Origin of the sequence: Undibacterium sp. SXout20W (assembly GCF_049340285.1) — a bacterium.
In the GTDB taxonomy this organism is placed as follows: domain Bacteria; phylum Pseudomonadota; class Gammaproteobacteria; order Burkholderiales; family Burkholderiaceae_D; genus Undibacterium.
Window position 1 is genome coordinate 1 of the sequence record NZ_JBMPPH010000016.1, and the last position, 21,635, is coordinate 21,635.

A 21,635-nucleotide genomic window follows, 5' to 3' on the forward strand; every position below is an offset into this window, starting at 1 on the left:
GCGATTTGAAGCCATCAGTGAAGGAGATATTTTATGGGCGATGAACAGCTTAAATCATCGTCCCAGAAAATGTCTCGGCTTCAAAACGCCGCACCAAGTATTTATGAAGCAGTTACAATCGCATCAATATGTGGTTGCACTTCGAAATTGAATCCGCCAATTTAAATCAAGTGAAATCAAGTTAAATTCATTAAATTTAGCCTCTTAAAGCGATAAATAACGGTCAGGTCTCAGCAGAGCTGGCCGTTTTGCTTTAGGCTTGAGGCTAAGTTTTAATGTCTGATACCAGTTTTATAGATTAAAGAATTCCCGTCCGTAATGGCGACCATTATTATTAGAATCGGAGAAAGCTTGTCATGTCATCCACTCATACCATTCAGCAATTAAATTTAAAAGATGCCTCATTATTGCGCCACGCCGCCTATGTCAATGGTGAGTGGCTAACGACAGAGACACGTTTTGACGTTACCAATCCTTCTACCCATGAACGTCTGGCGCGGGTTGCTAACGTGACAGAAGAAGATACCCAACTTGCGATCACGTCTGCGCACGCTGCATTTCCGGCATGGTCAGCTAAAACTGGCAAGGAACGTGCAACTTTATTGCGAGCCTGGTTTAATTTAATGATGGCGCATGCGGACGATTTGGCTGCCATTATGACGGCGGAACAAGGCAAACCCTTAGCGGAGGCCAAAGGCGAAGTAGTCTACGGCGCCAGCTTTTTGGAATGGTTTGCCGAAGAAGCGAAGCGCGTCTCAGGTGATGTAATGGCGTCGACCTGGACGGATAAACGTATCGTTGTCCTTAAACAAGCGATTGGTGTTTGTGCTGCGATCACACCGTGGAATTTCCCAATTGCCATGATTACTCGCAAGGTCGCACCAGCATTAGCTGCTGGCTGCACCATCGTGATTAAACCAGCCGAACAAACGCCACTATCAGCGTTGGCAATGGTTGAGTTAGCGCACCGTGCTGGTATTCCTGCTGGCGTCATCAATGTGCTGACTGCTGATGCTGACCGTTCTATCGCCGTCGGCAAAGTTTTGTGTGACAGTCCGGTCGTACGTCACTTGTCTTTTACGGGCTCAACACCAGTGGGGCGGATTTTGATGCGCCAGTCAGCACCGACCATCAAAAAATTAGCCCTGGAATTGGGTGGACACGCGCCATTTATTGTTTTTGAAGATGCCGATCTGGATGCTGCAGTCGAAGGCGCATTGTTATCAAAATTCCGAAATGCAGGACAGACGTGTGTCTGTACCAATCGATTTTATGTTCATGCATCGATTTACGATCAGTTTGTTGAGAAACTGGCGGCGGGGGCCCAAAAAATTCAGGTGGGAGATGGTTTCGCCTCGGGCATTCAGCAAGGACCTATGATCGATGCCCAGGCCATCGATAAAGTGACGGAACATGTTGCAGATGCCAGGGCAAAAGGTGCGCGATTAGTCACTGGTGGCAAACAACACGCCGCTGGTGAGTTATTTTATGAACCAACCGTGCTCTCTGATGTCACACCAGCCATGCTCATTATGCAAGAAGAAACCTTTGGCCCCGTTGCTGCGGTGGTTAAATTTACGTCTGAAGAAGAAGTCATTGCAGCGGCAAATGACACAGAATTTGGGTTGGCGTCGTACTTTTATTCACGCGATATCGGTCGTGTCTGGCGCGTGGCAGAAAAATTGGAATACGGCATGGTCGGTATCAACACGGGGCTGATGTCCAATGAGGTAGCGCCTTTTGGCGGCGTCAAACAATCCGGATTGGGCCGCGAAGGCTCCAAATATGGCATGGATGAATACCTGGAAATGAAATACCTGTGTCTTGGTGGTATGTGAGTCTGCAAACGTGTAATCCCATCGTTTGTAGTGCTTTCTTTGTGTACCTGTACCCGTACCTGTATGGGGCCTCATTGCAACCTGTTTTAAGCTGGAATCTATCGTCGATATCCTATTTTGTTTCGCAATAACTGCGAAAGCAAAAAAGGCAATGTCAATGCCAACTTGTATTCAGATCGTCATAGCATTAAGCATTTGGGCGGAATCTACTCCGCCCTGTTTTTTTGAATGAATTGCCATTTATGCGCTCGAATATCAAACTTAGTAATGCCGGCTTAGCTACTTTGCTTGCCGCTTTGGCCATGTTGGGGCCGTTTTCAATCGATACCTACCTTCCAGCGTTTCCTAATATTCAGGCCACCCTGCAAGCGAGTTCCTTACAGGTGCAGCAGACCCTTACCGCCTACATGCTCTCTTTTGCCGCAATGACGTTGTGGCATGGTGCTCTCTCTGATTCGTTTGGGCGTAGAAACGTGATTTTAGTGGCGCTCATGGTTTTCGCGGTTGCAAGTTTCGGTTGCGCCTCGGCCCACAGCATTCATTACTTGTGGGGATTTCGCATTTTGCAAGGTGTCTCGGCAGGGGCAGGTATGGTGATCGGTCGCGCGATCATTCGCGATCTGTATGCCGGTGCGCCCGCCGAACGATTATTGTCGATGGTCACCATGATTTTTTCGATTGCTCCCGCGATCGCGCCGATTTTGGGCGGCTGGATTGTCGGATTCTCAACGTGGCGCGGTATCTTTTTGTTGTTATTTGCATACACATTGTTACTTTTTGTCGCGTGTTACAAATTCCTTCCGGAATCACTTCCGCATGAAAAAAGGCAAGAGTTTAGTCCGGAATTTCTGTGGGCTAGTTATTTGAAAGTCTTCAAATCACCGTTGTTTCACCTAAAATCCGGCACGATTGCCTTTAATTTTGCTGGGCTATTTTTATATATTTCCTCCGCACCAGTGTTTATTACACAACATCTCAAGTTGCATGCGGACCAGTTTGGATGGCAGTTTGTGCCGTCTGTGGGTGGTATTTTTCTGGGGGCCTTAGCTGCCAATCGTTTGGCCGGAAAAATCAGCGTCTGGAAGCAAGTGAGCATAGGGTTTTGCTTTTTGTTTGGTGCCGCTTTGTTTAACGTTGTATTTAATTTTCTGTCCGCTCCCATCCTATTTTGGTCTGTAATGCCATTGTTTTTTTATACGTTTGGCATGTCCTTAGTCGCACCAGGTGCGACTTTGCAGGTACTCGATTTGTTTCCTGATATTCGTGGAATCGTCGCCTCCTGCCAGTCAGCGACTGTCACTTTATTGGGTGCTGTCATCGCTGGGATCGTCTCGCCTGCTTTAGACCAGTCTGCCCTGCATCTCGCTCTTGGGCAGTTTGGTTGCGTGATTATTGCCGCAATATTGTGGTACACCGGAAGGGCGTATTGGCGCTCAATGACTGCGCAAACACAAAGTGCCTGGGAAACAATAGGTTGAAGCGAACTTGTCTACGGCATTGCTTATATAGAAATAATAAAAAACTATTTAGTCGACGTCTTGAAAGCGAGTAAATTCTCCCTATATTGGTTGTGCTGTGCAGCAAAGTTAAAATTTGCCTATAATGTCGGCTTAATTCGCAATAACCAGATGTTTGTTTTATTGAACTTACTGCGGATTATTGTGTCTTTAATTTGCAACGATTTGTAAGACCTTGTTTTTAAAGTAGTCTGATTTCATCAAAATGTCATTTTCAGCAGGTATCGTGGCATTTGTCATTGAGTTTATGTTCGATTCAAGGCTTTAAACAGACCTGCAATTCAGTTTTTTGCCGCAAATATTGTTGTGCAGCAGCAAAAAAATTAACATTCATTTTTGGATACTAGACAATGAAAAAATCATTACTCGCACTTGCTCTGATGAGTGCTTTCTCCGGTGCGGCATTCGCGCAATCTTCAGTAACTATCTACGGTATCGTTGACGTCGGCGTTCAAGGCCTGAGCAACGGCTCTGGCAAACAAGCTAAAGTTGAAAGCGGCCAAGAATCTGGTTCCCGTTTGGGTTTCAAAGGTACTGAAGATCTGGGCGGCGGTTTGAAAGCTAACTTCGTATTGGAACAAGGTATCCTGGTTGATACTGGTGCATCCGATCAAGGTGGACTGACATTCGGTCGTCGTTCTTTCGTTGGTTTGTCTGGTGATTTCGGTACAGTGAACCTGGGCCGTGACAAAACACCAACGTTCCAATTGTTTGATAACTTTGACCCGTTTGGTTCAGGTTTGATCAACAGCGGTGGCGGTTTGAAAGCAATCTACTTCATCGGTGGTAAGTCGACTACATCAGCAGCAGCATCCACTGCTAACACAACTGGCCGTGATGGCAACGCTGTTTACTACTACACACCAGCAACTTTGGGTGGTTTCTACGCTGTTGGTGAATACGCTGCTGGCGAAGTTGTAGGCAATAATTCCGCTGGCCGTTCTTTGGGCGCGACTTTCGGTTACAAAGCTGATGGCTTGGACATCGCTTACAACTATGTAAAAGACAATGCTTACTCCGCAACATTGGGCGTAAATGGTATCAAAGCTAACACCATCGCTGTTAACTACGATTTCGGTGTAGCTAAGCCAGTATTTATCTACCAAAAGAAATCTGATGACGCTGGCGTAAGCACTAAGTACATGACTGTGGGTGTAACTGCTCCAGTTGATGCAGCTGGTAAAGTTGTTGCTACTTTCACTAAAGTAACTGATGACACAGTAAAAGCTGGCTCCGCAATCGGTTCTGCTAAACAGTTCGCTGTTGGCTACCAATATGCATTGTCCAAGCGTACTGATTTGTACACTGCATATGCTCGTACAAACCAAGATGCAAAATCTGCAATCGTTGGCTCTACAGCTGGCGCAAACATCAACGAAATCACTGCTGGCGTTCGTCACCAGTTCTAATTGATTTCAGGCTTTTGCCTGAAGCCATAGTTGATCAAAAAGAGTGGTCTGTTGACCGCTCTTTTTTTTTATAAAAATAACGTGAATAGAGGCGTTAACTTGATGCGACATAAAACCTGACGATTATTCGCGACCGAGCGGGGTTTGATTTGTTACAATGATTGAACGTTCAATTTAACAGGTGGCAATCATGAAAAAATCATTGAAATTCGGCGCGGGAATTTTCTCTGGCGCACTTGTTATTTTGCTTGCAGGAATAGTCCATGCACAAACGACCGTCACCCCTCCGAAGACTGAACTCACGCCGCCGCCTCCACCACCTCGATTAGAGGTATTAGAAGAGGGACCTTCTGCCGCTGATTTGAAGGGTGCAAAGCAGGAACAAAGAAATCAAACCAAAGAGATTCGTGATAATTCAGGTAAAGTTACCGAGGTGCAAGTCCAATCCGGTGGCAGTAACTATGTACTGAAAGCGGATCCAGAAATTGGTAATGCCCCGCATGGCACCGCGCAGGGTACGACAAACCGCCCTGCGCAATGGAATATTATGCAATGGGGTGGAAAAAAAGAGAGCAAAGAAGCTGAGCCTTTGCCTGTATTGCCGCCCGCACCAACCCAAGCTGTATCAGCGAGTGCTTCCGATAAATAAACGATTTCAGCATTTTTTACTAAATAAGAATAATGGCAGTTTTTACACCAGTTACCCTGGATGATCTGGGCTCGTGGATGCTTCAATTTCCGTTAGGAAAAGCACTCGCGGTTAAAGGGATCGCATCCGGCATCGAAAATAGTAATTTCTTTATCACGACAGAGGCCGGTGAATACGTTCTGACGATTTTTGAAAATCTGAATTTTGAACAGTTGCCATTCTATTTGAAACTCATGCGCCATCTCGCCGACCACGGTGTTTTGGTGCCAGCGCCTGTGCCTAATGCCGAGGGCGAATTAGTCGTTGCTTTGCATGGCAAACCAGCCGCAATCGTTAGTAAGCTTGAGGGGAGTTCTCAAATGTCCCCACTGCCTTCCCATTGCGCTGAGGTTGGTGCAATGCTTGCACGTATGCATATTGCTGCGCAAGATTTCCCTTTGCAACAAGCAAATCTGCGCTCTCTGGATTGGTGGCATGAGACGACACCCAAGGTGTTACCTTTTATTTCCGATGAGCTACAACATTTATTGCGAGCGGAGGTGCATTTCCAAGACGCGTTTGATAGCACAGCAATTTATCGCGCGTTACCTCGCGGGCCTATTCACGCAGATTTATTTAGAAACAACGTCATGTTTGTCGGTGAGCAGTTGACCGGTTTTTTTGATTTTTATTTTGCCGGGTGTGACACGTGGATTTTTGATGTGGCGGTGACGGTCAATGATTGGTGTATTGATGTTGCCACAGGTGAATTAGATGTCGACAGAGTTAACGCGTTGATCAATGCCTATCACCGTGTACGTCCTTTTACTAAAGATGAAGGTGTTGCATGGCAACCCATGCTGCGTGCTGCTGCATTGCGTTTTTGGTTATCTCGCTTGTATGATTATTATCAGCCACGCGATGCAGAAATGTTGACACCGCACGATCCGGCCCATTTTGAGCGGATTTTACGCTTGCGTGAGTCATTACCTGTTCCTCACTTACCAACAAATTTATGAATCCAGTGATGCCAATAGCGGGCTGGCTTTGGGTTAAACGTGGCTTTTTCCTGTTTCGCCAACAGCCAGCAGAGATGCTGACATTGTTTTTTTCCTACATGTTTATCGTGATGGGAATAGGGCTGATTCCTAAAGCGGGTGAATTCTTGCCATTGCTGCTGATCCCTGTGTTTAGCATGAGTTTTATGCAAGCTTGTGACCAGATCGAAAATGGCGTCAAGGTCTATCCCAACCTGTTGATGCTTGGTTTTAGGTCTGAAGCGTTTGGTCGCCTACTTGCCTTGGGGGCGCTCTATGTTATAGCGATTGCCTTAGCAATTTTTGTTTCCAGCTGGGTTGATGGTGGTGCGTTATTTGATTTTCTTTCAACGCAGAAGCCAGTTGATCCTGAAGCGCCGCCAGACAGCAGACTTTTTTCAGGGATACTGGTGGCTGCACTAATATACATGCCCGCATTGATGGCTTTTTGGTTTGCAGCACCATTGATAATGTGGAAAAAAATGTCAGTAGGAAAGGCGATTTTCTACAGTTTTTTTACGGTAAAACGTGCGGGAAAAGCATTCTTACTTTATGCCGCTGCATGGATGTTGATTGCAGGTATTTTACCGGCCTTAATCAGTGTCCTCGTTGCCGTCATCATCGGTGACGCTGTCTTTGTAATGCTGGCGATGCTGCCCATATCAGCGCTGTTGACGACCATTTTGTATTGTTCGTTTTATCCGACTTACCGAGACATTTTTGGTAAGCCGGAGATTAAAACGCAAGCCTGAAATGGCCTGACTTAGTATAACTAAGTTTTAAATAACCAAAAAAGCCGCCTTAAAAATAGCTGTGAAAAGCAGCCTGAAAGATTCATGTTCCAATCAACTCAGGATTCATGCCCAGATGCTAGTTCATCAGTGAGATCGTCGATGATGTCAAAACTGTGCGTGATTACCGCCGTTTTTTCTAACATGATTGATGCGGAGCAATATTTTTCGTGGGATAGTTTAATAGCCCGTTCTACCATCGCCGGTTTTAACTGACGACCGCGAACTGTGAAATGAAAATGAATTGCCGTGAATATTTTTGGCTCGGTTTCTGCGCGTTCAGCTTTGAGAGTGACGTCACATCCACGCACGTCCTGTTTACCTTTGCGTAAGATCAGCACGACGTCATAGGCAGTGCATCCACCCGTACCCAACAAGACCATTTCCATTGGACGTGGTGCCCGGTTATGTCCTCCGCCTTCCGGCGCGCCATCCATCAAGACAGCATGGCCAGATCCAGTCTCAGCGAGAAATGACATGCCGGATGATCCTGTCCAGCGAACGGTTGTTTCCATGTTGCTTTTCCTTGTGTTGATGATGTTGTTAATTAGTGCCAGATGATTGCAAGAAGATTGCCAGATCATTCCTAAATCAAATTGTACTGTATTCAACCTTAGATGGCTTAAGCCTGGCTTGTCCCTTGGTGCAAGGTATTTGGGTGTGGGGTTGCTCACAACTGAAAAAAACAGGGCGTAAAACCATATTTAGAAGGAATCTTCACACATTTAGTTGAATTTTTCTTGCACTGCACAATTTCTTGTCCTATTATTGACTCATCGGTTAGTTATTACTTCTAAGCAGTCCCAGATGTATTTTCTACCAAGCAATTGTCTCCTCCACCTACTCCTTTGGTGGATTCAGCCCGAAGCAAGTTCTTCGGGCTTTTTTTTGTCCATTGACGAAAAAATCACGGTCTACAGAATTTCTCTGCCTAAAATTTAAACAGTTCTTGCACTAAGTCTTTGAAAACCTTATAATTTCCGATTCTCGATTTGCCTGAGCGAGAAATTAACAAGGGAGAGTCTGCCAAAACATGGGTAGAACCACCGCACAAAGGCGTATTTAACTTTTTAGGATTCAACATGAAAACCTTTTCCGCTAAGGGCCATGAGGTTCAGCGCGACTGGTTCGTGATTGACGCGACAGATAAAGTACTCGGACGTGTTGCCAGCGAAGTGGCACTCCGTTTACGCGGCAAACATAAACCAGAATTTACTCCGCACGTTGACACGGGCGATTTCATCGTCGTAGTGAATGCAGGTAAACTGCGCGTGACAGGCACTAAAGCTCTGAACAAAACATACTACCGTCACACTGGTTATCCAGGCGGTATCTATGAAACAAATTTCACGAAAATGCAAGCGCGTTTTCCAGGTCGTGCACTCGAGAAAGCTGTTAAGGGCATGTTGCCTAAAGGCCCACTCGGCTATGCAATGATCAAGAAGCTGAAAGTGTATGCAGATGCAACGCATCCGCACGCAGCACAGCAACCACAAGTACTCGACATCTAAGGATTAGCCATGATCGGTAATTACAACTACGGAACTGGCCGTCGCAAGAGCGCAGTTGCTCGCGTATTCCTGAAGTCCGGCAGCGGCAAGATCGTTGTGAACGGCAAACCAGCAAACGAATATTTTTCTCGTGAAACTGGCCTGATGGTTATCCGTCAACCATTGGAATTAACTAACAATCTCGAAACATTCGATATTATGGTTAACGTCCACGGCGGCGGCGAATCTGGTCAATCTGGTGCGGTTCGTCACGGTATCACTCGTGCACTGATCGACTACGATGCAACTTTGAAATCTGAGCTGTCAAAAGCTGGTTTCGTTACACGTGATGCACGTGAAGTTGAACGTAAAAAAGTTGGTCTGCGCAAAGCTCGTCGCGCAAAGCAATTCTCCAAGCGTTAATTTTTTTCGCTCGGTCAAAAAAGCCGTCCTTTGGGCGGCTTTTTTGCGTTATTAAATCTAAAATACGTTTGCAAAACGCCAGCTGTGGCGCTTTCACACTTGGGTATACTTTACGTAAGATCTTTAGCGCCATTTTCTGGTCAGACAATTTTGTCTAAGACTTGATCCCATAGGACAAGAACAGGAAGTCTGCTGTTAGAATAGTGAAAAATTTAATCCAAGGAAACAAAATGATTAAAGTAGGTATCGTAGGTGGAACAGGATATACCGGCGTTGAATTGTTGCGTATTTTGGCGACGCATCCTGGCGTCAGGTTGACGGCCATTACGTCGCGTAAAGAAGATGGTTTGCCAGTCGCTGATATGTACCCATCTTTGCGAGGCAAGGTTGATTTGGCATTTTCAGCGCCAGATAAAGCTAATCTGACTGAATGTGATGTGGTGTTTTTCGCAACGCCGCATGGTGTGGCAATGGCGCAAGCACCAGAGTTGTTGGCTGCAGGCGTTAAAGTGATTGATTTGGCCGCCGATTTTCGTCTTAAAGATGTTACTCAATTTGAAAAATGGTATGGGATTCCTCATACCTGTACCGACGTATTGGCGGAGGCTGTCTATGGTTTGCCTGAACTCAATCGTGATGCCATTAAAACTGCCCGCGTCATTGGTAACCCAGGCTGCTACCCGACGACGATGCAGCTTGGCTATGCACCATTGTTAAGAGCCGGTGTCATAGACGCCAGCAGCTTGATCGCCGATTGTAAATCCGGTGTTTCCGGTGCAGGCCGGAAAGCGGAGATAGGTATTTTGTTTTCGGAAACTAGCGATAGTTTTAAAGCATATGCTGTCTCAGGACACCGGCATACACCTGAAACGACGGAACAATTAAAGCGCTTAACAAAACAAGATGTTGAACTTTTATTCACGCCGCATTTAGTTCCTATGATACGTGGCATGCATTCGACTTTGTACGCACGCTTAAATATTGAAATCAGCAATGAGGAGTTACAAGCCTTATTTGTGAACGCTTATAAAGATGAGTCCTTTGTTGACGTGATGCCGTTTGGATCGCATCCTGAAACGCGCTCTACGCGTGCCTCCAATATGCTGCGTCTGGCATTACATCGTCCAAATAATGGTAAGACTGTGATTGTTCTTGTGGTTCAGGACAACCTTGTCAAAGGTGCTTCAGGTCAGGCTGTGCAGTGTATGAATCTGATGTTTGGTCTGGATGAAACAACTGGTCTACATCACGTCCCGGTATTGCCTTAATTAACCATGGCAAAATCACGCACGACACATCGGCGCTATCTGGCGCCAAAGATGACAATTTCGCACTCGTGGCCTTGGCATATTAAGTTGGGAATTGCCGCTTTGGTGCTCGTCTTGGTTTCAGTACTTGCCTGGTGGACCTATGATTTAGGGCGCAGCTTTGCTTTTGGTGCGCGCTTTAACAAGGATCAAGTGCATGATTTGCAAGATAAAATTGAGAAATTAACAACGGAGCGAGATAAATTACAGCTTGATGCCAATACCATCGAAAGTAAGTTGAATATCGACCATGCCATGCAGAAGCAATTGGCCGAACAAGTCAAAACCCTGACGGCTGAAAATCAAAAACTAAAAGATGATCTGGCGTTTTTTGAAGGCTTAATGCCATCGGGAACAGGTACGGATGGCATTAGCGTTCAAAATTTAAAAGTCGAGTTGCAAGGACCGGGACAACTGCGATATCGCGCACTGGTGATGCAAGGAGTCAAAAATACCAAAGACTTTGAAGGAGAGCTGCAATTTTTTGTCAACTTGGTGCAAGCTGGTAAACCTGTTACGATGCAGTTCCCCGATCCAAAATCGGGGGAAGCTGGTAAATTGAAATTGTCGTTTAAACATTACCAGCGGCTGGAAGGTGTGATTACGCTTCCAGATGGCGCGACAGCTAAAAACGTGCAGGTCAAAGTGCTTGACCGCGGCATAGTTCGAGCGCAGCAGGCTGTTAATTTATAAACTTTTTCAAAAGTGTCTTTGCGTTGTTGATATACATGCTTGATATCAGTGCTGGCATTTTGAACTCTTCCTGCAGAAGGAACATTTCATGTTTAACCGAAAAGCAAAAAATACGATAGACAGTTTAATTGGTGCGTCGACGAAAATTGAAGGGGATCTACACTTTAAGGGCGGTCTTCGTATTGATGGACATATCCAGGGTAATGTGATTGCCGACACCGTTTCTTCCAGCATGTTGGTCATTTCCGAGCAAGCCATCATCGACGGCGAAGTCCGTGCCGCGCATGTGGTTGTGAATGGTCAAATTAATGGTCCAGTGTTCTCGACGGAACTGTTGGAATTGCAACCCAAAGCAAGAATTTCAGGCGATGTGCACTACAAAACTTTAGAAATGTTAAGTGGTGCGTTAGTCTCAGGAAAGTTGACACACGATGTGTTGCCAGAGCCCGCGTTATTAACGCTGGCCGCGTCCAATGCATAGTTTTGCAGTCAGGACTATAATGGCAGTATCTTAGATTGAAGGAGCAAGAAATGAATGCCGTTGCCGAAATGCCAGCACCGATTGTTTTTACCGAAAGCGCTGCCTCTAAAGTTGCGCAATTGATTGAAGAAGAAGGTAATCCAGACCTGAAATTGCGCGTTTTCGTGCAGGGTGGTGGTTGCTCAGGTTTTCAATACGGTTTTACTTTCGACGAAATCACCAATGAAGATGATACGACCATGACAAAAAATGGCGTGCATTTGCTGATTGACTCTATGAGCTACCAGTATCTGGTGGGCGCAGAGATTGACTACAAAGACGACCTCGAAGGCGCGCAGTTTGTGATTAAAAATCCTAATGCCACTACAACTTGTGGTTGCGGCTCTTCTTTCTCAGTCTGAATCTGGTTAGAAATAGTAAAAAAGGACGCCCTGGCGTCCTTTTTTTTATGCGTTGAAAACAATTCAGTGAAGTTGAGGCAAACTATTCATCCCAAAGGTAATTAAAGCTGATTACACTGGAATAAAATAAATAAAAGGTGTCGGTATGGAGCAGATAAGTTCAGATCAGATTTTCGTCAATCGCCAACGAGATGTTGCCCGTGCACTGCGACAAGTGTTGCCAGCGCACTGTGTCTTGCATGATGAAGAGGATGTCAGACCCTACGAATGCGATGGATTAGCCGCATTTCGACAATTGCCTATGGTAGTTTGCTTGCCAGAAAATGAGGCGCAAATTGTCGCAGTGATGGAAGTCTGCCGCCGTTTGCAAGTACCGATTGTGCCTCGTGGAGCTGGCACAGGTTTATCCGGTGGCGCGATGCCGATTGCAGATGGTTTAGTGCTATCGACTGCCAAGCTCAATAAAATTTTGAAAGTGGATGCCTATTCACGAACTGCCGTAGTACAACCAGGCGTGCGCAATCTGGCGATTTCTGATGCCGTTTCACCGTTGAATCTCTATTACGCACCAGATCCTTCCTCGCAAATCGCATGCACAATTGGCGGTAACGTCGCCGAAAACTCTGGTGGCGTTCATTGCCTCAAATATGGGCTCACCGTGCACAATGTGTTGCGCGCACGCGTAGTGACAATTGAGGGCGACGTCATTGAGCTGGGTAGTGAAGCACTGGATGCGCCGGGTCTCGATTTATTGTCCGTCTTTATCGGCTCAGAAGGCATGCTAGGCATTGTGACTGAAGTGACTGTCAAACTGATTCCGAAACCACAAACAGCGCGGGTCATTATGGCATCGTTCGATGATGTGGTTAAGGGCGGCAATGCCGTCGCCAACGTCATTGCGGCCGGTATTATTCCTGCCGGTCTGGAAATGATGGATAAGACCTCTTCAAGAATGGTAGAACCCTTCGTTAAAGCGGGCTATGACATCGATGCCGAGGCGATATTGTTGTGCGAGTCTGACGGCACACATGAAGAAGTCGAAGAAGAAATCTCTCGTATGACCGCTGTCCTTGAGCAAGCGGGTGCCACGGCGATCGCGGTATCTCAGAGTGATGCGGAACGCCTACGCTTTTGGTCTGGGCGTAAAAATGCTTTTCCTGCTGCAGGTCGGATTTCACCGGATTATTACTGTATGGACGGTACCATTCCACGCAAACGACTGGCGGAAGTACTGATCGGTATTACGCAAATGGAAACCAAATATGGCCTACGCTGCGCCAACGTATTTCATGCTGGCGACGGTAATCTTCATCCACTGATTATGTTTGATGCCAATCAGCCAGGTGAGTTTCATCGTGCAGAGGCATTTGGTGCGGAAATTCTGGAACTCTGTGTGGCTGTTGGTGGCACGATTACGGGTGAACATGGCGTCGGTATAGAAAAAATTAATTCGATGTGTGTACAGTTTTCTCGCGAAGAACTGGACGCTTTTTTTGCCGTGAAACATGCGTTCGATACCTATTCGCTGTTAAATCCTGACAAGGCGATACCAAGCTTACACCGCTGCGCGGAATATGGCCGCATGCATGTCAAACAAGGTCGCCTGGCATTCCCGGATTTACCGCGTTTTTAACATTCCTATCTGATAAACAGATATTTGATGAATAGTGATATGACAACAATATTGCAAAGTTTTCGCGAACAAATTCTGCACGCTGCGGAGCAAGGAAATGCAGTGCAAATCCGCGGTGGTGGAACTAAAACCTGGTACGGTCAACAGCCGGAAGGCGAAGTGCTCGATACCCGTGCATACAGTGGAATTCTGGCCTATGAACCAACAGAACTCGTCTTAACGGCGCGCTGTGGCACACCTTTATCTGACATTGAAACTTTGCTGGCGGAACAAAATCAGATGCTCGCTTTTGAACCGCCTCATTTTGGCGCTGAAGCCACTTTGGGAGGGATGTTGTCGTCTGGCCTGTCTGGGCCACGACGGCCCTACGTCGGCGCAGTACGTGATTTTGTGCTTGGTGCGACCTTGATGGATGGCAAAGGGCAGGTACTCGAATTTGGTGGGCAAGTCATGAAAAACGTGGCAGGTTACGATGTGTCACGTTTGTTGGCTGGCGCAATGGGAAGCTTGGGGTTGATCTTGAATATTTCGGTCAAAGTGTTGCCACGCCCATTCGCTGAAACAACATTAGTCTTTGCATTATCGGAGGCTGACGCGATTAAAAAAATGAATCAATGGGCAGGACAAGCATTGCCAATTTCAGGCAGCAGTTGGCATGTTGGACGTTTGATGTTGCGACTATCCGGTGCGGAAGCCGCCGTGCGTTCAGCAAAACAAGTGTTGGGTGGCGAAGAAATGAATGATGCCGGAACGTACTGGCATTCTTTGCGCGAGCAGACACAGGATTTTTTTTCGCAGGATGAGGAGCATGGTTTATGGCGCCTGTCGGTACCTGCGACAACGTCTGCTCTTCCATTGACAGGAAAATCATTGATAGAGTGGGGCGGTGCACAGCGCTGGTTGTTTAGTGATGAGACGCCAGCGACCATTCGCGCTGCTGCAGTCGCCGCAGGAGGACATGCGACCTTATTTCGAGGCGGTGATAAAAACACGGATGTTTTTACTCCACTCTCGACGCCACTGCTCAATATTCATCAACGTCTCAAAGATGCGTTTGATCCTGCTGGGATCTTCAATCCTGGCCGTTTGTACAAGGACTTTTAATTCGCTATGCAAACTAATCTCGCTGATTTTATTAAAGACACACGTGCTGGCCAGGAGGCCGACGACATATTGCGTAAATGTGTGCATTGCGGCTTCTGTACGGCAACTTGTCCTACCTATCAATTGTTGGGTGACGAGCTAGATGGGCCACGTGGCCGCATTTATCTGATTAAGCAAGTGCTGGAAGGCAAACCAGCGACAGAAAAAACGCAGCAACATCTGGATCGTTGTCTGACGTGTCGAAATTGCGAGTCGACTTGCCCATCGGGTGTTCAATACGGTCGTCTGCTGGATATTGGTCGACAAGTGGTTGAACAACAAGTTGGTCGGTCAATGTCTCAAACATTGGTACGTGAAACTTTAAAGGCGGTGTTGCCACGGCCTTGGATCTTTCAGCCTGCAATGCGACTTGGACAAACATTACGTCCTTTGCTGCCAAAGGCATTGAAAAATAAAGTTCCGGTTCGTCATGAATCTGGCACTTGGGCGAAAACGACGCACTCGCGCAAAATGTTGTTACTCGATGGTTGTGTGCAGCCAACGATGTCCCCCAATATTAATGCCGCGACGTCACGTGTACTTAGCAGTCTTGGCGTTGAGTTGATCGTTGCCCCAAAAGCAGGCTGTTGCGGTGCGATACGTCATCATTTGAATGATCAGGAAGCGGCTCTCAACGATATGCGTAATAACATCGATGCATGGTGGCCGTTGGTAGAAGCAGGCGCAGAGGCGATTGTGATGACAGCTTCGGGCTGTGGCGTGACGGTCAAAGAATATGGTCACATGTTGGCACATGATTCCGATTACGCACAAAAAGCGGAGCGTATTTCTGCGTTGACCCGCGATTTGAGTGAAATCTTGCCAGCGTTTGAGCAACAATTAGTCGAAAAGCTCAAAGGGAAAATTGCGCAACGCATCGTTTGGCATCCGCCTTGCACTTTACAGCATGGACAGCAAATTCGCGGTAAAGTCGAAGGCTTATTGAAGTCGATTGGCGTCGATGTTCAGTTGTGTGCTGATAGCCATTTATGTTGTGGTTCTGCCGGTACTTATTCGGTCTTGCAACCCACCTTATCCTATCAATTACGTGATAATAAATTAAAAAATTTACTCGCAAGTAAGCCCGATATGGTGGTGTCTGCCAATATCGGTTGTCTGACACATTTGCAATCGGGGACAGACACGCCGGTAAAACATTGGGTCGAGTTAATCGACAAGGCGCTGACGCATGGTTGAATACTTTTAAAGAAGGCATTCAGTAGCGATGATACGCACTTTTTCAATCTTACTGATCTTCCAATGTCTCGGTGAAGGTTTGGTCTACGCGACAGGGTTGCCGGTTCCGGGACCGGTGATCGGTATGTTGCTGCTGCTGATGTTTCTGCTCATCAGGCAAAGTGAGGCTGCGAAACTGGTGCCTGGTGTACAAACTCTATTGAGTCATTTGTCATTGCTCTTTATTCCCGCCGGCGTTGGCATCATGGTACATGGGAAAATGGTGATGGATGAATGGCTACCATTGGCAATTGCCTTAATTGTCAGTACGGCAGTTTCTATTGTGGTAACCGCAGTCTGCGTGAAATGGCTGCAAAAATGAACCATCACCTGTCTGAAGTCTGGGTATATCTCGCCGCTTCGCCTTTGTTGGGATTGACGGCGACCTTAATTGCTTATCAAATCGCTTATTTCTTGTACACCAAAAGTCGTTTTAGCCCACTGGCAAATCCGGTAGCTATTTCTGTGATACTTATTGTTACCGTTTTGCTCGGTACGCATACACCCTATCAAACGTACTTTGCCGGCGCACAGTTTGTCCATTTTTTGCTGGGACCTGCGACTGTTGCCTTAGCGGTTCCTTTATATCAACAAATGAATAAGCTCCGCTCTCAGTGGAAAGCATTTCTGGTCGGCGCTGTTTTAGGAAGTGCGTCGGCCATTGCGACAGCAATGCTGATAGCAAGTGCACTTGGCGCTTCTAGAGTTACGGTTCTCTCCTTGGCATCTAAGTCAGTGACGATGGCAATTGCGATGGGCGTCAGCGAAAAGGTCGGTGGGTTGCCTTCGCTGACTGCAGCGTTGGTGATGCTCACGGGGATTATTGGCGCGATGATGGCATCAGGCGTATTGAATTTGCTACGCATTAAAGATGATGCAATACGCGGTTTTGCATTGGGTGTCAGCGCGCATGGCATTGGTACTGCCCGGGCATTTCAGATCAACGAACAAATGGGTGCATTTGCCGGGTTGGCGATGGGATTGTCTGGTCTACTGACAGCGATATGCTTACCCTTCGCTTTACGACTGCTTGGGGTCATTTAATATCGCTGTGAGGTGATTAAACTTTACTCAGCCAGCAGTTTGGTCACGTCTGAAATCAAATCTGATGGTGTCGTTTGCGGTGCGTAGCGACCATATACAGAGCCATCTTTTTTGATTAAGAATTTGGTGAAATTCCATTTGATGGCCTTAGTGCCCATCAAACCAGGTGCTTCATTTTTCAGGTGCGTGAAAAACGGATGAGCATCATCGCCATTGACATCTACTTTTTCGAATAGCGGAAAAGTCACACCATAATTTTTTTCGCAAAAACTACCAATTTCGTCTGCCGTACCAGGCTCTTGATGTCCGAATTGATTACATGGGAAACCAAGCACTACCACGCCCTTATCTTTAAACTGCTGGTAGATTTCTTCGAGTCCTTTGTATTGGGGCGTAAACCCGCATTTACTCGCTGTATTGACAACCAATACAACTTGTCCGAGATACTGCTTCAGATCAACGGCGTGGCCTTGTAAATTATTAGCATTGAAATCGAGTGCATTCATGGTCAGAGTATCCCTAAGTGATTGGTTCCAGCGGTCAGATCGCGGTCTTTTGCATCTTTTCCTTGAAGCATAATTGCCAGCCGCAATTCATTTACAGAATCTGCGTTACGCAAGGCATCTTCATAAGTGATCTTGTCAGCTTCATGCAGATCAAATAATGCTTGATCGAAGGTTTGCATGCCGATTTCGCGAGATTTTTTCATAATGTCTTTCATTTCATGTACTTGACCCTTAAAAATCATGTCAGAAATGAGTGGCGAATTTAATAGCACTTCAACGGCAGCGATCCTACCTTTTCTACCTTTGACTGGAATCAGTCGCTGCGAAATAACAGCCTTGAGATTGAGCGACAAATCCATCAGTAACTGTGCGCGGCGTTCTTCCGGGAAAAAGTTAATAATACGATCTAATGCCTGATTAGCGCTGTTGGCATGTAACGTCGCTAGACAGAGGTGCCCCGTTTCTGCAAATGCAACCGCAAAATCCATGGTTTCGCGATCCCGAATTTCACCAATTTGAATGACATCAGGGGCCTGCCGCAAGGAATTTTTGAGTGCAGCACCCCAGTCCGCCGTATCGATGCCGACTTCACGCTGGGTAATAATACAATTAGCATGCGGATGAACATATTCAATCGGATCTTCGATGGTAATGATATGGCCGTAACTATTTTTGTTACGGTGCCCGACCATCGCTGCCAGAGTGGTTGATTTGCCTGAGCCCGTCGATCCAACGATGATCACGAGGCCACGCTTGGTTAATGCAACCTCTTTGAGATGTTCCGGAAGACCTAAGTCTGCTAATTTTGGAATCGCCGTCGTGATCGTTCTGAGAACAAGGCCGACGCGACCTTGTTGCATAAATGCAGAAACACGGAAACGCCCCATGCCAGCCGGATTGATGGCGAAATTACATTCTTTCAACGATTCAAACTCCGCAGCTTGCTTGTCGTTCATGATGGCGCGCGCCAGATCGATCGTATGTGCTTGCGTCAGCGGCTGATTAGATACGGGTGTTACTTTTCCATCAATTTTAAACGCCGGAGGGAAATCTGCCGTAATAAATAAATCTGAGCCGTTTTTCGTTAACATGAGCCTTAAGAGGTCATGCATAAATTTGGTTGCCTGATCGCGTTCCATCTTTGTTGTCGTCCTATTTGCTTTAACTGGTCGGTAATCTAGCTAGCTATTTTTGAGCAAGGATTAGCAATGACTGCATAAATATCGCATAAATATTGCATAAATATTGCGCAATTAGCCAGGAAAATTGTCTGGTATCTTTGCCGCATTACGAGCTGTTCCTACCGAGATTACGTTGCGTCTGACCAGATCAGTCAGGTTCTGATCCAGCGTTTGCATACCCAGATTACTACCGGTTTGAATTGCAGAATACATTTGTGCGATTTTCGCTTCACGAATTAAATTTCGGATCGCTGGCGTTCCCAACATAATTTCATGGGCGGCGACACGTCCGGTGCCGTCTTTGGTTTTTAGTAAGGTCTGAGAGATGACTGCCTGCAAAGATTCAGACAACATTGAGCGCACTATTTCTTTTTCTTCAGCCGGAAAAACGTCGACGATACGATCGATGGTTTTTGCGGCGGAAGAAGTATGTAAAGTACCAAATACTAAGTGACCTGTTTCGGCCGCCGTTAAGGCTAAGCGGATGGTTTCCAGGTCCCGTAATTCACCCACCAGAATCGCATCTGGATCTTCACGCAATGCAGATTTGAGCGCATTTTGGAATGACATTGTGTGCGGTCCGACTTCACGTTGATTGATCAGACATTTTTTCGATTCGTGGACAAATTCTATTGGATCTTCGACGGTCAAAATATGGCCGTATTCATTTTCATTTAAATGATTCACCATCGCGGCAAGAGTGGTCGACTTGCCAGAGCCAGTAGGTCCAGTGACCAATACCAAACCACGCGGTTTGAGGGCCAGGTCAGCAAAAATTTTTGGCGTATTCAATTGCTCCAATGAGAGAATCTTGGAAGGAATTGTCCGCATCACGGCCGCCGGACCGCGTTCCTGGTTAAACGCATTGACACGAAAACGCGCCAGGCCAGGAATTGAGAATGAAAAATCACATTCCAGACTCTCTTCATAAGTCTTGCGCTGGGAGTCATTCATGATGTCATAAATCAATTCATGGACATCTTTGTGCTCTAACGGTGGCAAATTAATCCGGCGCACATCGCCATGAACCCGTATCATCGGTGGCAATCCAGAAGATAAGTGAAGGTCAGAAGCGTTATTCTTGACCGAGAACGCGAGAAGTTCAGAAATGTCCATTTATAATTCCGGTAATGTGTGTGTCGCAGATGACAGACGCAATGATTGCCAGTGTTTAGACTTCATTGCAAAAAGTGATCAATTTCAACGAATATTTTAGCTACTAGATTCCCTGATTATGTCCTTAATTTCCGACAACTTGCAAGCCGTACTTACTGATATTCAACGTGTTGCGCTTGATTTTGGCCGATCCCCCGAGCAAGTGTGTTTATTAGCCGTTTCTAAGACCTTTGGCGCTGATGCCGTTTTAGCGGCTGCTGAGTGCGGGCAGCGAGCTTTTGGCGAAAATTACCTGCAAGAAGCGTTGGAAAAAATTGAGCTTATTCACCGTCAGATGACGGATCTCGTGCTGGAGTGGCATTTCATAGGCCCCATACAGAGCAATAAAACCAGGCCGATCGCTGAAAATTTCGACTGGGTTCACTCGGTAGACCGCGAAAAAATAGCGCAACGACTATCTGAACAGCGCCCGTCAGAGCTGCCACCATTGAATATTTGTTTGCAAGTTAATATCAGCGGCGAAGCGAGTAAAAGTGGTGTCTTACCAAACGAGGCGGTTGCTGTGGCGCTGAAAATAGCACAACTACCCCGATTGCGCCTCAGGGGTTTAATGGCAGTTCCGGAACCAACCTCCGACGAGCAGCAGCAACGTTTAGCGTTCAGACACTTGAAGCAGCTCAATGACGAGATCATTCGCCAGGGGATTGTTTTAGATACCCTATCAATGGGAATGAGCAGCGATTTACATGCAGCCATCGCGGAGGGGAGTACGATGGTCCGCATAGGCACAGCAATTTTCGGGAGTAGAAATTATGCAAAATAAAATGAAAATCGGTTTCATTGGTGGTGGAAATATGGCAGTTGCTCTGATTAGTGGCTTGCTACAGGCAGGCATTAATGCCAAGCACATCCATGTGGTCGATGTGAACCAGGCGATGTTAGCGCGCATGGAAACAGAATTTGGTGTTGCCACGTCGCTCAGCATTGATCATCATTTGCAACAGATGGATGTCATTATACTTGCGGTGAAACCGCAACAATTACGGGATGTCGTTGGTGAACTCGCTGCTCATTTGAAAGATCAGTTATTGATTTCGATTGCGGCCGGCATACGTGCAACGGATATTTCAAGATGGTTAAATGGGTTTCCAAAAATTGTCCGGGTTATGCCAAATACACCAGCATTGATCGGCAAAGGTATTACCGGTATGTTTGCTTTACCAGACGTGAGCGAGGCAGAAAAACAGTGCGCGGATGAAATTTTACGGGCAGTTGGGTCGACTTCCTGGGTCACTGAAGAAAGACTTATTGACGTCGTTACGGCAGTTTCTGGTAGTGGACCCGCTTATGTATTTTATTTTATTGAAGCCATGCAACAAGCCGCGCAAGAACTTGGTTTAACTCATGAGCAGGGTACCCAATTTGCTATTGCAACGTTTGAAGGGGCAGCGCAACTGGCAATGCATTCGACTGAGGATGTTTCTGTACTGAGAGAGCGGGTCACTTCTAAAGGTGGAACGACCTACGCAGCACTGACCAGCCTTGACGCTGACGATGTGAAGAATGAGATTATCCGGGCGATCAAATCTGCCGCCATCAGAGCGACAGCGCTGGGTGAGGAATTTGGTCAGCAAGACTAGTAATAGCAGGAAATAATGAAGGTTTAGCGACCCATTATTTACTAAATTGACAAAAAATGAAGCTCTCCGGAAACGGATGGCTTCATTTTTTTTATCTACGGAAACAAAATGTTGCGTGATT

The 21,635-nt window shown here is 46.5% G+C and carries 23 protein-coding genes and 1 pseudogene; 20 read left to right on the forward strand and 4 right to left on the reverse strand.

The window, feature by feature from the left end; genetic code table 11:
• The 7 genes and pseudogenes from ACO0K1_RS10245 to ACO0K1_RS10275 all read left to right on the forward strand — a co-directional run.
• Positions 1 to 151, forward strand: a pseudogene (locus ACO0K1_RS10245) (IS30 family transposase); the annotation flags it as partial.
• 205 nt (positions 152 to 356) lie between these two features.
• On the forward strand, positions 357 to 1,838 hold the full coding sequence (locus tag ACO0K1_RS10250) for an NAD-dependent succinate-semialdehyde dehydrogenase (RefSeq protein ID WP_423025324.1): 1,482 nt from the start codon (positions 357 to 359) through the stop codon (positions 1,836 to 1,838).
• 242 nt (positions 1,839 to 2,080) lie between these two features.
• Positions 2,081 to 3,316, forward strand: a complete 1,236-nt coding sequence (locus ACO0K1_RS10255) for a multidrug effflux MFS transporter (RefSeq protein WP_423025326.1) — start codon at positions 2,081 to 2,083, stop codon at positions 3,314 to 3,316.
• 389 nt (positions 3,317 to 3,705) lie between these two features.
• Positions 3,706 to 4,764 (forward strand): porin, encoded by a 1,059-nt coding sequence (locus ACO0K1_RS10260; RefSeq protein ID WP_423025328.1) that lies wholly within the window; start codon positions 3,706 to 3,708, stop codon positions 4,762 to 4,764.
• A 190-nt stretch (positions 4,765 to 4,954) separates the two neighbouring features.
• Positions 4,955 to 5,413 (forward strand): hypothetical protein, encoded by a 459-nt coding sequence (locus ACO0K1_RS10265; RefSeq protein WP_423025330.1) that lies wholly within the window; start codon positions 4,955 to 4,957, stop codon positions 5,411 to 5,413.
• A gap of 32 nt (positions 5,414 to 5,445) precedes the next feature.
• Positions 5,446 to 6,411, forward strand: coding sequence for a homoserine kinase (locus ACO0K1_RS10270; RefSeq protein ID WP_423025332.1), 966 nt, complete (start codon positions 5,446 to 5,448; stop codon positions 6,409 to 6,411).
• On the forward strand, positions 6,408 to 7,181 hold the full coding sequence (locus ACO0K1_RS10275) for a BPSS1780 family membrane protein (RefSeq protein WP_423025334.1): 774 nt from the start codon (positions 6,408 to 6,410) through the stop codon (positions 7,179 to 7,181). The genes ACO0K1_RS10270 and ACO0K1_RS10275 overlap by 4 nt, the downstream gene beginning before the upstream one ends.
• Before the next feature lie 98 nt (positions 7,182 to 7,279).
• On the opposite strand, the gene ACO0K1_RS10280 is transcribed toward ACO0K1_RS10275, so the two are convergent.
• Entirely contained in the window at positions 7,280 to 7,735 is a 456-nt protein-coding gene (locus tag ACO0K1_RS10280) for an OsmC family protein (RefSeq protein WP_423025336.1), read from the reverse strand.
• Between the two features lie 567 nt (positions 7,736 to 8,302).
• Here ACO0K1_RS10280 and rplM point away from each other — a divergent pair.
• The 11 genes from rplM (at position 8,303) to ACO0K1_RS10335 (ending at position 17,071) form a co-directional block, all read left to right on the forward strand.
• Positions 8,303 to 8,731 carry a 50S ribosomal protein L13 gene (rplM, locus tag ACO0K1_RS10285; protein WP_186911382.1) on the forward strand — a complete coding sequence of 143 codons (429 nt, stop codon included), beginning with the start codon at positions 8,303 to 8,305 and terminating at the stop codon, positions 8,729 to 8,731.
• A gap of 9 nt (positions 8,732 to 8,740) precedes the next feature.
• Positions 8,741 to 9,133: a 30S ribosomal protein S9 gene (gene rpsI, locus ACO0K1_RS10290; protein ID WP_162039944.1), complete on the forward strand. Its 393-nt coding sequence runs from the start codon at positions 8,741 to 8,743 to the stop codon at positions 9,131 to 9,133.
• Between the two features lie 230 nt (positions 9,134 to 9,363).
• The gene (gene argC / locus ACO0K1_RS10295; RefSeq protein ID WP_423025338.1) at positions 9,364 to 10,401 is read left to right on the forward strand and encodes an N-acetyl-gamma-glutamyl-phosphate reductase; all 1,038 of its coding nucleotides are present in this window, start codon (positions 9,364 to 9,366) and stop codon (positions 10,399 to 10,401) included.
• A gap of 6 nt (positions 10,402 to 10,407) precedes the next feature.
• Positions 10,408 to 11,133 carry a DUF6776 family protein gene (locus ACO0K1_RS10300; protein ID WP_423025340.1) on the forward strand — a complete coding sequence of 242 codons (726 nt, stop codon included), beginning with the start codon at positions 10,408 to 10,410 and terminating at the stop codon, positions 11,131 to 11,133.
• 88 nt (positions 11,134 to 11,221) lie between these two features.
• Positions 11,222 to 11,614 (forward strand): bactofilin family protein, encoded by a 393-nt coding sequence (locus ACO0K1_RS10305; protein ID WP_423025342.1) that lies wholly within the window; start codon positions 11,222 to 11,224, stop codon positions 11,612 to 11,614.
• A gap of 50 nt (positions 11,615 to 11,664) precedes the next feature.
• A complete protein-coding gene (erpA, locus tag ACO0K1_RS10310; RefSeq protein ID WP_423025344.1) occupies positions 11,665 to 12,015 on the forward strand; it encodes an iron-sulfur cluster insertion protein ErpA in 351 nt (116 codons plus the stop codon).
• A gap of 145 nt (positions 12,016 to 12,160) precedes the next feature.
• Positions 12,161 to 13,648, forward strand: coding sequence for an FAD-linked oxidase C-terminal domain-containing protein (locus ACO0K1_RS10315; protein ID WP_423025346.1), 1,488 nt, complete (start codon positions 12,161 to 12,163; stop codon positions 13,646 to 13,648).
• Between the two features lie 39 nt (positions 13,649 to 13,687).
• Positions 13,688 to 14,752: a glycolate oxidase subunit GlcE gene (glcE, locus tag ACO0K1_RS10320; protein WP_423025348.1), complete on the forward strand. Its 1,065-nt coding sequence runs from the start codon at positions 13,688 to 13,690 to the stop codon at positions 14,750 to 14,752.
• Positions 14,753 to 14,758: 6 nt separating this feature from the next.
• Positions 14,759 to 15,988 (forward strand): glycolate oxidase subunit GlcF, encoded by a 1,230-nt coding sequence (glcF, locus tag ACO0K1_RS10325; protein ID WP_423025350.1) that lies wholly within the window; start codon positions 14,759 to 14,761, stop codon positions 15,986 to 15,988.
• Between the two features lie 28 nt (positions 15,989 to 16,016).
• Entirely contained in the window at positions 16,017 to 16,349 is a 333-nt protein-coding gene (locus ACO0K1_RS10330; protein ID WP_423025352.1) for a CidA/LrgA family protein, read from the forward strand.
• Positions 16,346 to 17,071, forward strand: a complete 726-nt coding sequence (locus tag ACO0K1_RS10335) for an LrgB family protein (RefSeq protein WP_423025354.1) — start codon at positions 16,346 to 16,348, stop codon at positions 17,069 to 17,071. The genes ACO0K1_RS10330 and ACO0K1_RS10335 overlap by 4 nt, the downstream gene beginning before the upstream one ends.
• 23 nt (positions 17,072 to 17,094) lie before the next feature.
• Here the strand turns inward: ACO0K1_RS10335 and ACO0K1_RS10340 are convergent, their stop codons facing one another.
• The 3 genes from ACO0K1_RS10340 to ACO0K1_RS10350 all read right to left on the reverse strand — a co-directional run bounded on the left by ACO0K1_RS10340 (position 17,095) and on the right by ACO0K1_RS10350 (position 19,874).
• On the reverse strand, positions 17,095 to 17,577 hold the full coding sequence (locus ACO0K1_RS10340) for a glutathione peroxidase (RefSeq protein ID WP_423025356.1): 483 nt from the start codon (positions 17,575 to 17,577) through the stop codon (positions 17,095 to 17,097).
• 2 nt (positions 17,578 to 17,579) lie between these two features.
• Positions 17,580 to 18,716 (reverse strand): PilT/PilU family type 4a pilus ATPase, encoded by a 1,137-nt coding sequence (locus tag ACO0K1_RS10345; protein WP_423025358.1) that lies wholly within the window; start codon positions 18,714 to 18,716, stop codon positions 17,580 to 17,582.
• 114 nt (positions 18,717 to 18,830) lie between these two features.
• The gene (locus tag ACO0K1_RS10350; protein ID WP_423025360.1) at positions 18,831 to 19,874 is read right to left on the reverse strand and encodes a type IV pilus twitching motility protein PilT; all 1,044 of its coding nucleotides are present in this window, start codon (positions 19,872 to 19,874) and stop codon (positions 18,831 to 18,833) included.
• A 118-nt stretch (positions 19,875 to 19,992) separates the two neighbouring features.
• Between ACO0K1_RS10350 and ACO0K1_RS10355 the strand changes: the two genes are divergently transcribed.
• Positions 19,993 to 20,697 (forward strand): YggS family pyridoxal phosphate-dependent enzyme, encoded by a 705-nt coding sequence (locus tag ACO0K1_RS10355; RefSeq protein WP_423025362.1) that lies wholly within the window; start codon positions 19,993 to 19,995, stop codon positions 20,695 to 20,697.
• Between the two features lies 1 nt (position 20,698).
• Entirely contained in the window at positions 20,699 to 21,514 is an 816-nt protein-coding gene (gene proC / locus ACO0K1_RS10360) for a pyrroline-5-carboxylate reductase (protein WP_423025364.1), read from the forward strand.
• Positions 21,515 to 21,635 lie beyond the last annotated feature (121 nt).

Bases quoted from the DNA above. Each gene is read 5' to 3' on its own strand.
- glcF (WP_423025350.1), top strand. From the start codon at position 14,759: ATGCAAACTAATCTCGCTGATTTTATTAAAGACACACGTGCTGGCCAG.
- ACO0K1_RS10315 (WP_423025346.1), top strand. From the start codon at position 12,161: ATGGAGCAGATAAGTTCAGATCAGATTTTCGTCAATCGCCAACGAGAT.
- proC (WP_423025364.1), top strand. From the start codon at position 20,699: ATGAAAATCGGTTTCATTGGTGGTGGAAATATGGCAGTTGCTCTGATT.
- ACO0K1_RS10250 (WP_423025324.1), top strand. From the start codon at position 357: ATGTCATCCACTCATACCATTCAGCAATTAAATTTAAAAGATGCCTCA.
- ACO0K1_RS10255 (WP_423025326.1), top strand. From the start codon at position 2,081: ATGCGCTCGAATATCAAACTTAGTAATGCCGGCTTAGCTACTTTGCTT.
- ACO0K1_RS10340 (WP_423025356.1), bottom strand. From the start codon at position 17,577: ATGAATGCACTCGATTTCAATGCTAATAATTTACAAGGCCACGCCGTT.
- ACO0K1_RS10335 (WP_423025354.1), top strand. From the start codon at position 16,346: ATGAACCATCACCTGTCTGAAGTCTGGGTATATCTCGCCGCTTCGCCT.
- ACO0K1_RS10350 (WP_423025360.1), bottom strand. From the start codon at position 19,874: ATGGACATTTCTGAACTTCTCGCGTTCTCGGTCAAGAATAACGCTTCT.
- rpsI (WP_162039944.1), top strand. From the start codon at position 8,741: ATGATCGGTAATTACAACTACGGAACTGGCCGTCGCAAGAGCGCAGTT.
- rplM (WP_186911382.1), top strand. From the start codon at position 8,303: ATGAAAACCTTTTCCGCTAAGGGCCATGAGGTTCAGCGCGACTGGTTC.
- argC (WP_423025338.1), top strand. From the start codon at position 9,364: ATGATTAAAGTAGGTATCGTAGGTGGAACAGGATATACCGGCGTTGAA.
- erpA (WP_423025344.1), top strand. From the start codon at position 11,665: ATGAATGCCGTTGCCGAAATGCCAGCACCGATTGTTTTTACCGAAAGC.
- ACO0K1_RS10305 (WP_423025342.1), top strand. From the start codon at position 11,222: ATGTTTAACCGAAAAGCAAAAAATACGATAGACAGTTTAATTGGTGCG.
- ACO0K1_RS10265 (WP_423025330.1), top strand. From the start codon at position 4,955: ATGAAAAAATCATTGAAATTCGGCGCGGGAATTTTCTCTGGCGCACTT.
- glcE (WP_423025348.1), top strand. From the start codon at position 13,688: ATGACAACAATATTGCAAAGTTTTCGCGAACAAATTCTGCACGCTGCG.
- ACO0K1_RS10300 (WP_423025340.1), top strand. From the start codon at position 10,408: ATGGCAAAATCACGCACGACACATCGGCGCTATCTGGCGCCAAAGATG.
- ACO0K1_RS10330 (WP_423025352.1), top strand. From the start codon at position 16,017: ATGATACGCACTTTTTCAATCTTACTGATCTTCCAATGTCTCGGTGAA.
- ACO0K1_RS10270 (WP_423025332.1), top strand. From the start codon at position 5,446: ATGGCAGTTTTTACACCAGTTACCCTGGATGATCTGGGCTCGTGGATG.
- ACO0K1_RS10345 (WP_423025358.1), bottom strand. From the start codon at position 18,716: ATGGAACGCGATCAGGCAACCAAATTTATGCATGACCTCTTAAGGCTC.
- ACO0K1_RS10355 (WP_423025362.1), top strand. From the start codon at position 19,993: ATGTCCTTAATTTCCGACAACTTGCAAGCCGTACTTACTGATATTCAA.
- ACO0K1_RS10275 (WP_423025334.1), top strand. From the start codon at position 6,408: ATGAATCCAGTGATGCCAATAGCGGGCTGGCTTTGGGTTAAACGTGGC.
- ACO0K1_RS10260 (WP_423025328.1), top strand. From the start codon at position 3,706: ATGAAAAAATCATTACTCGCACTTGCTCTGATGAGTGCTTTCTCCGGT.
- ACO0K1_RS10280 (WP_423025336.1), bottom strand. From the start codon at position 7,735: ATGGAAACAACCGTTCGCTGGACAGGATCATCCGGCATGTCATTTCTC.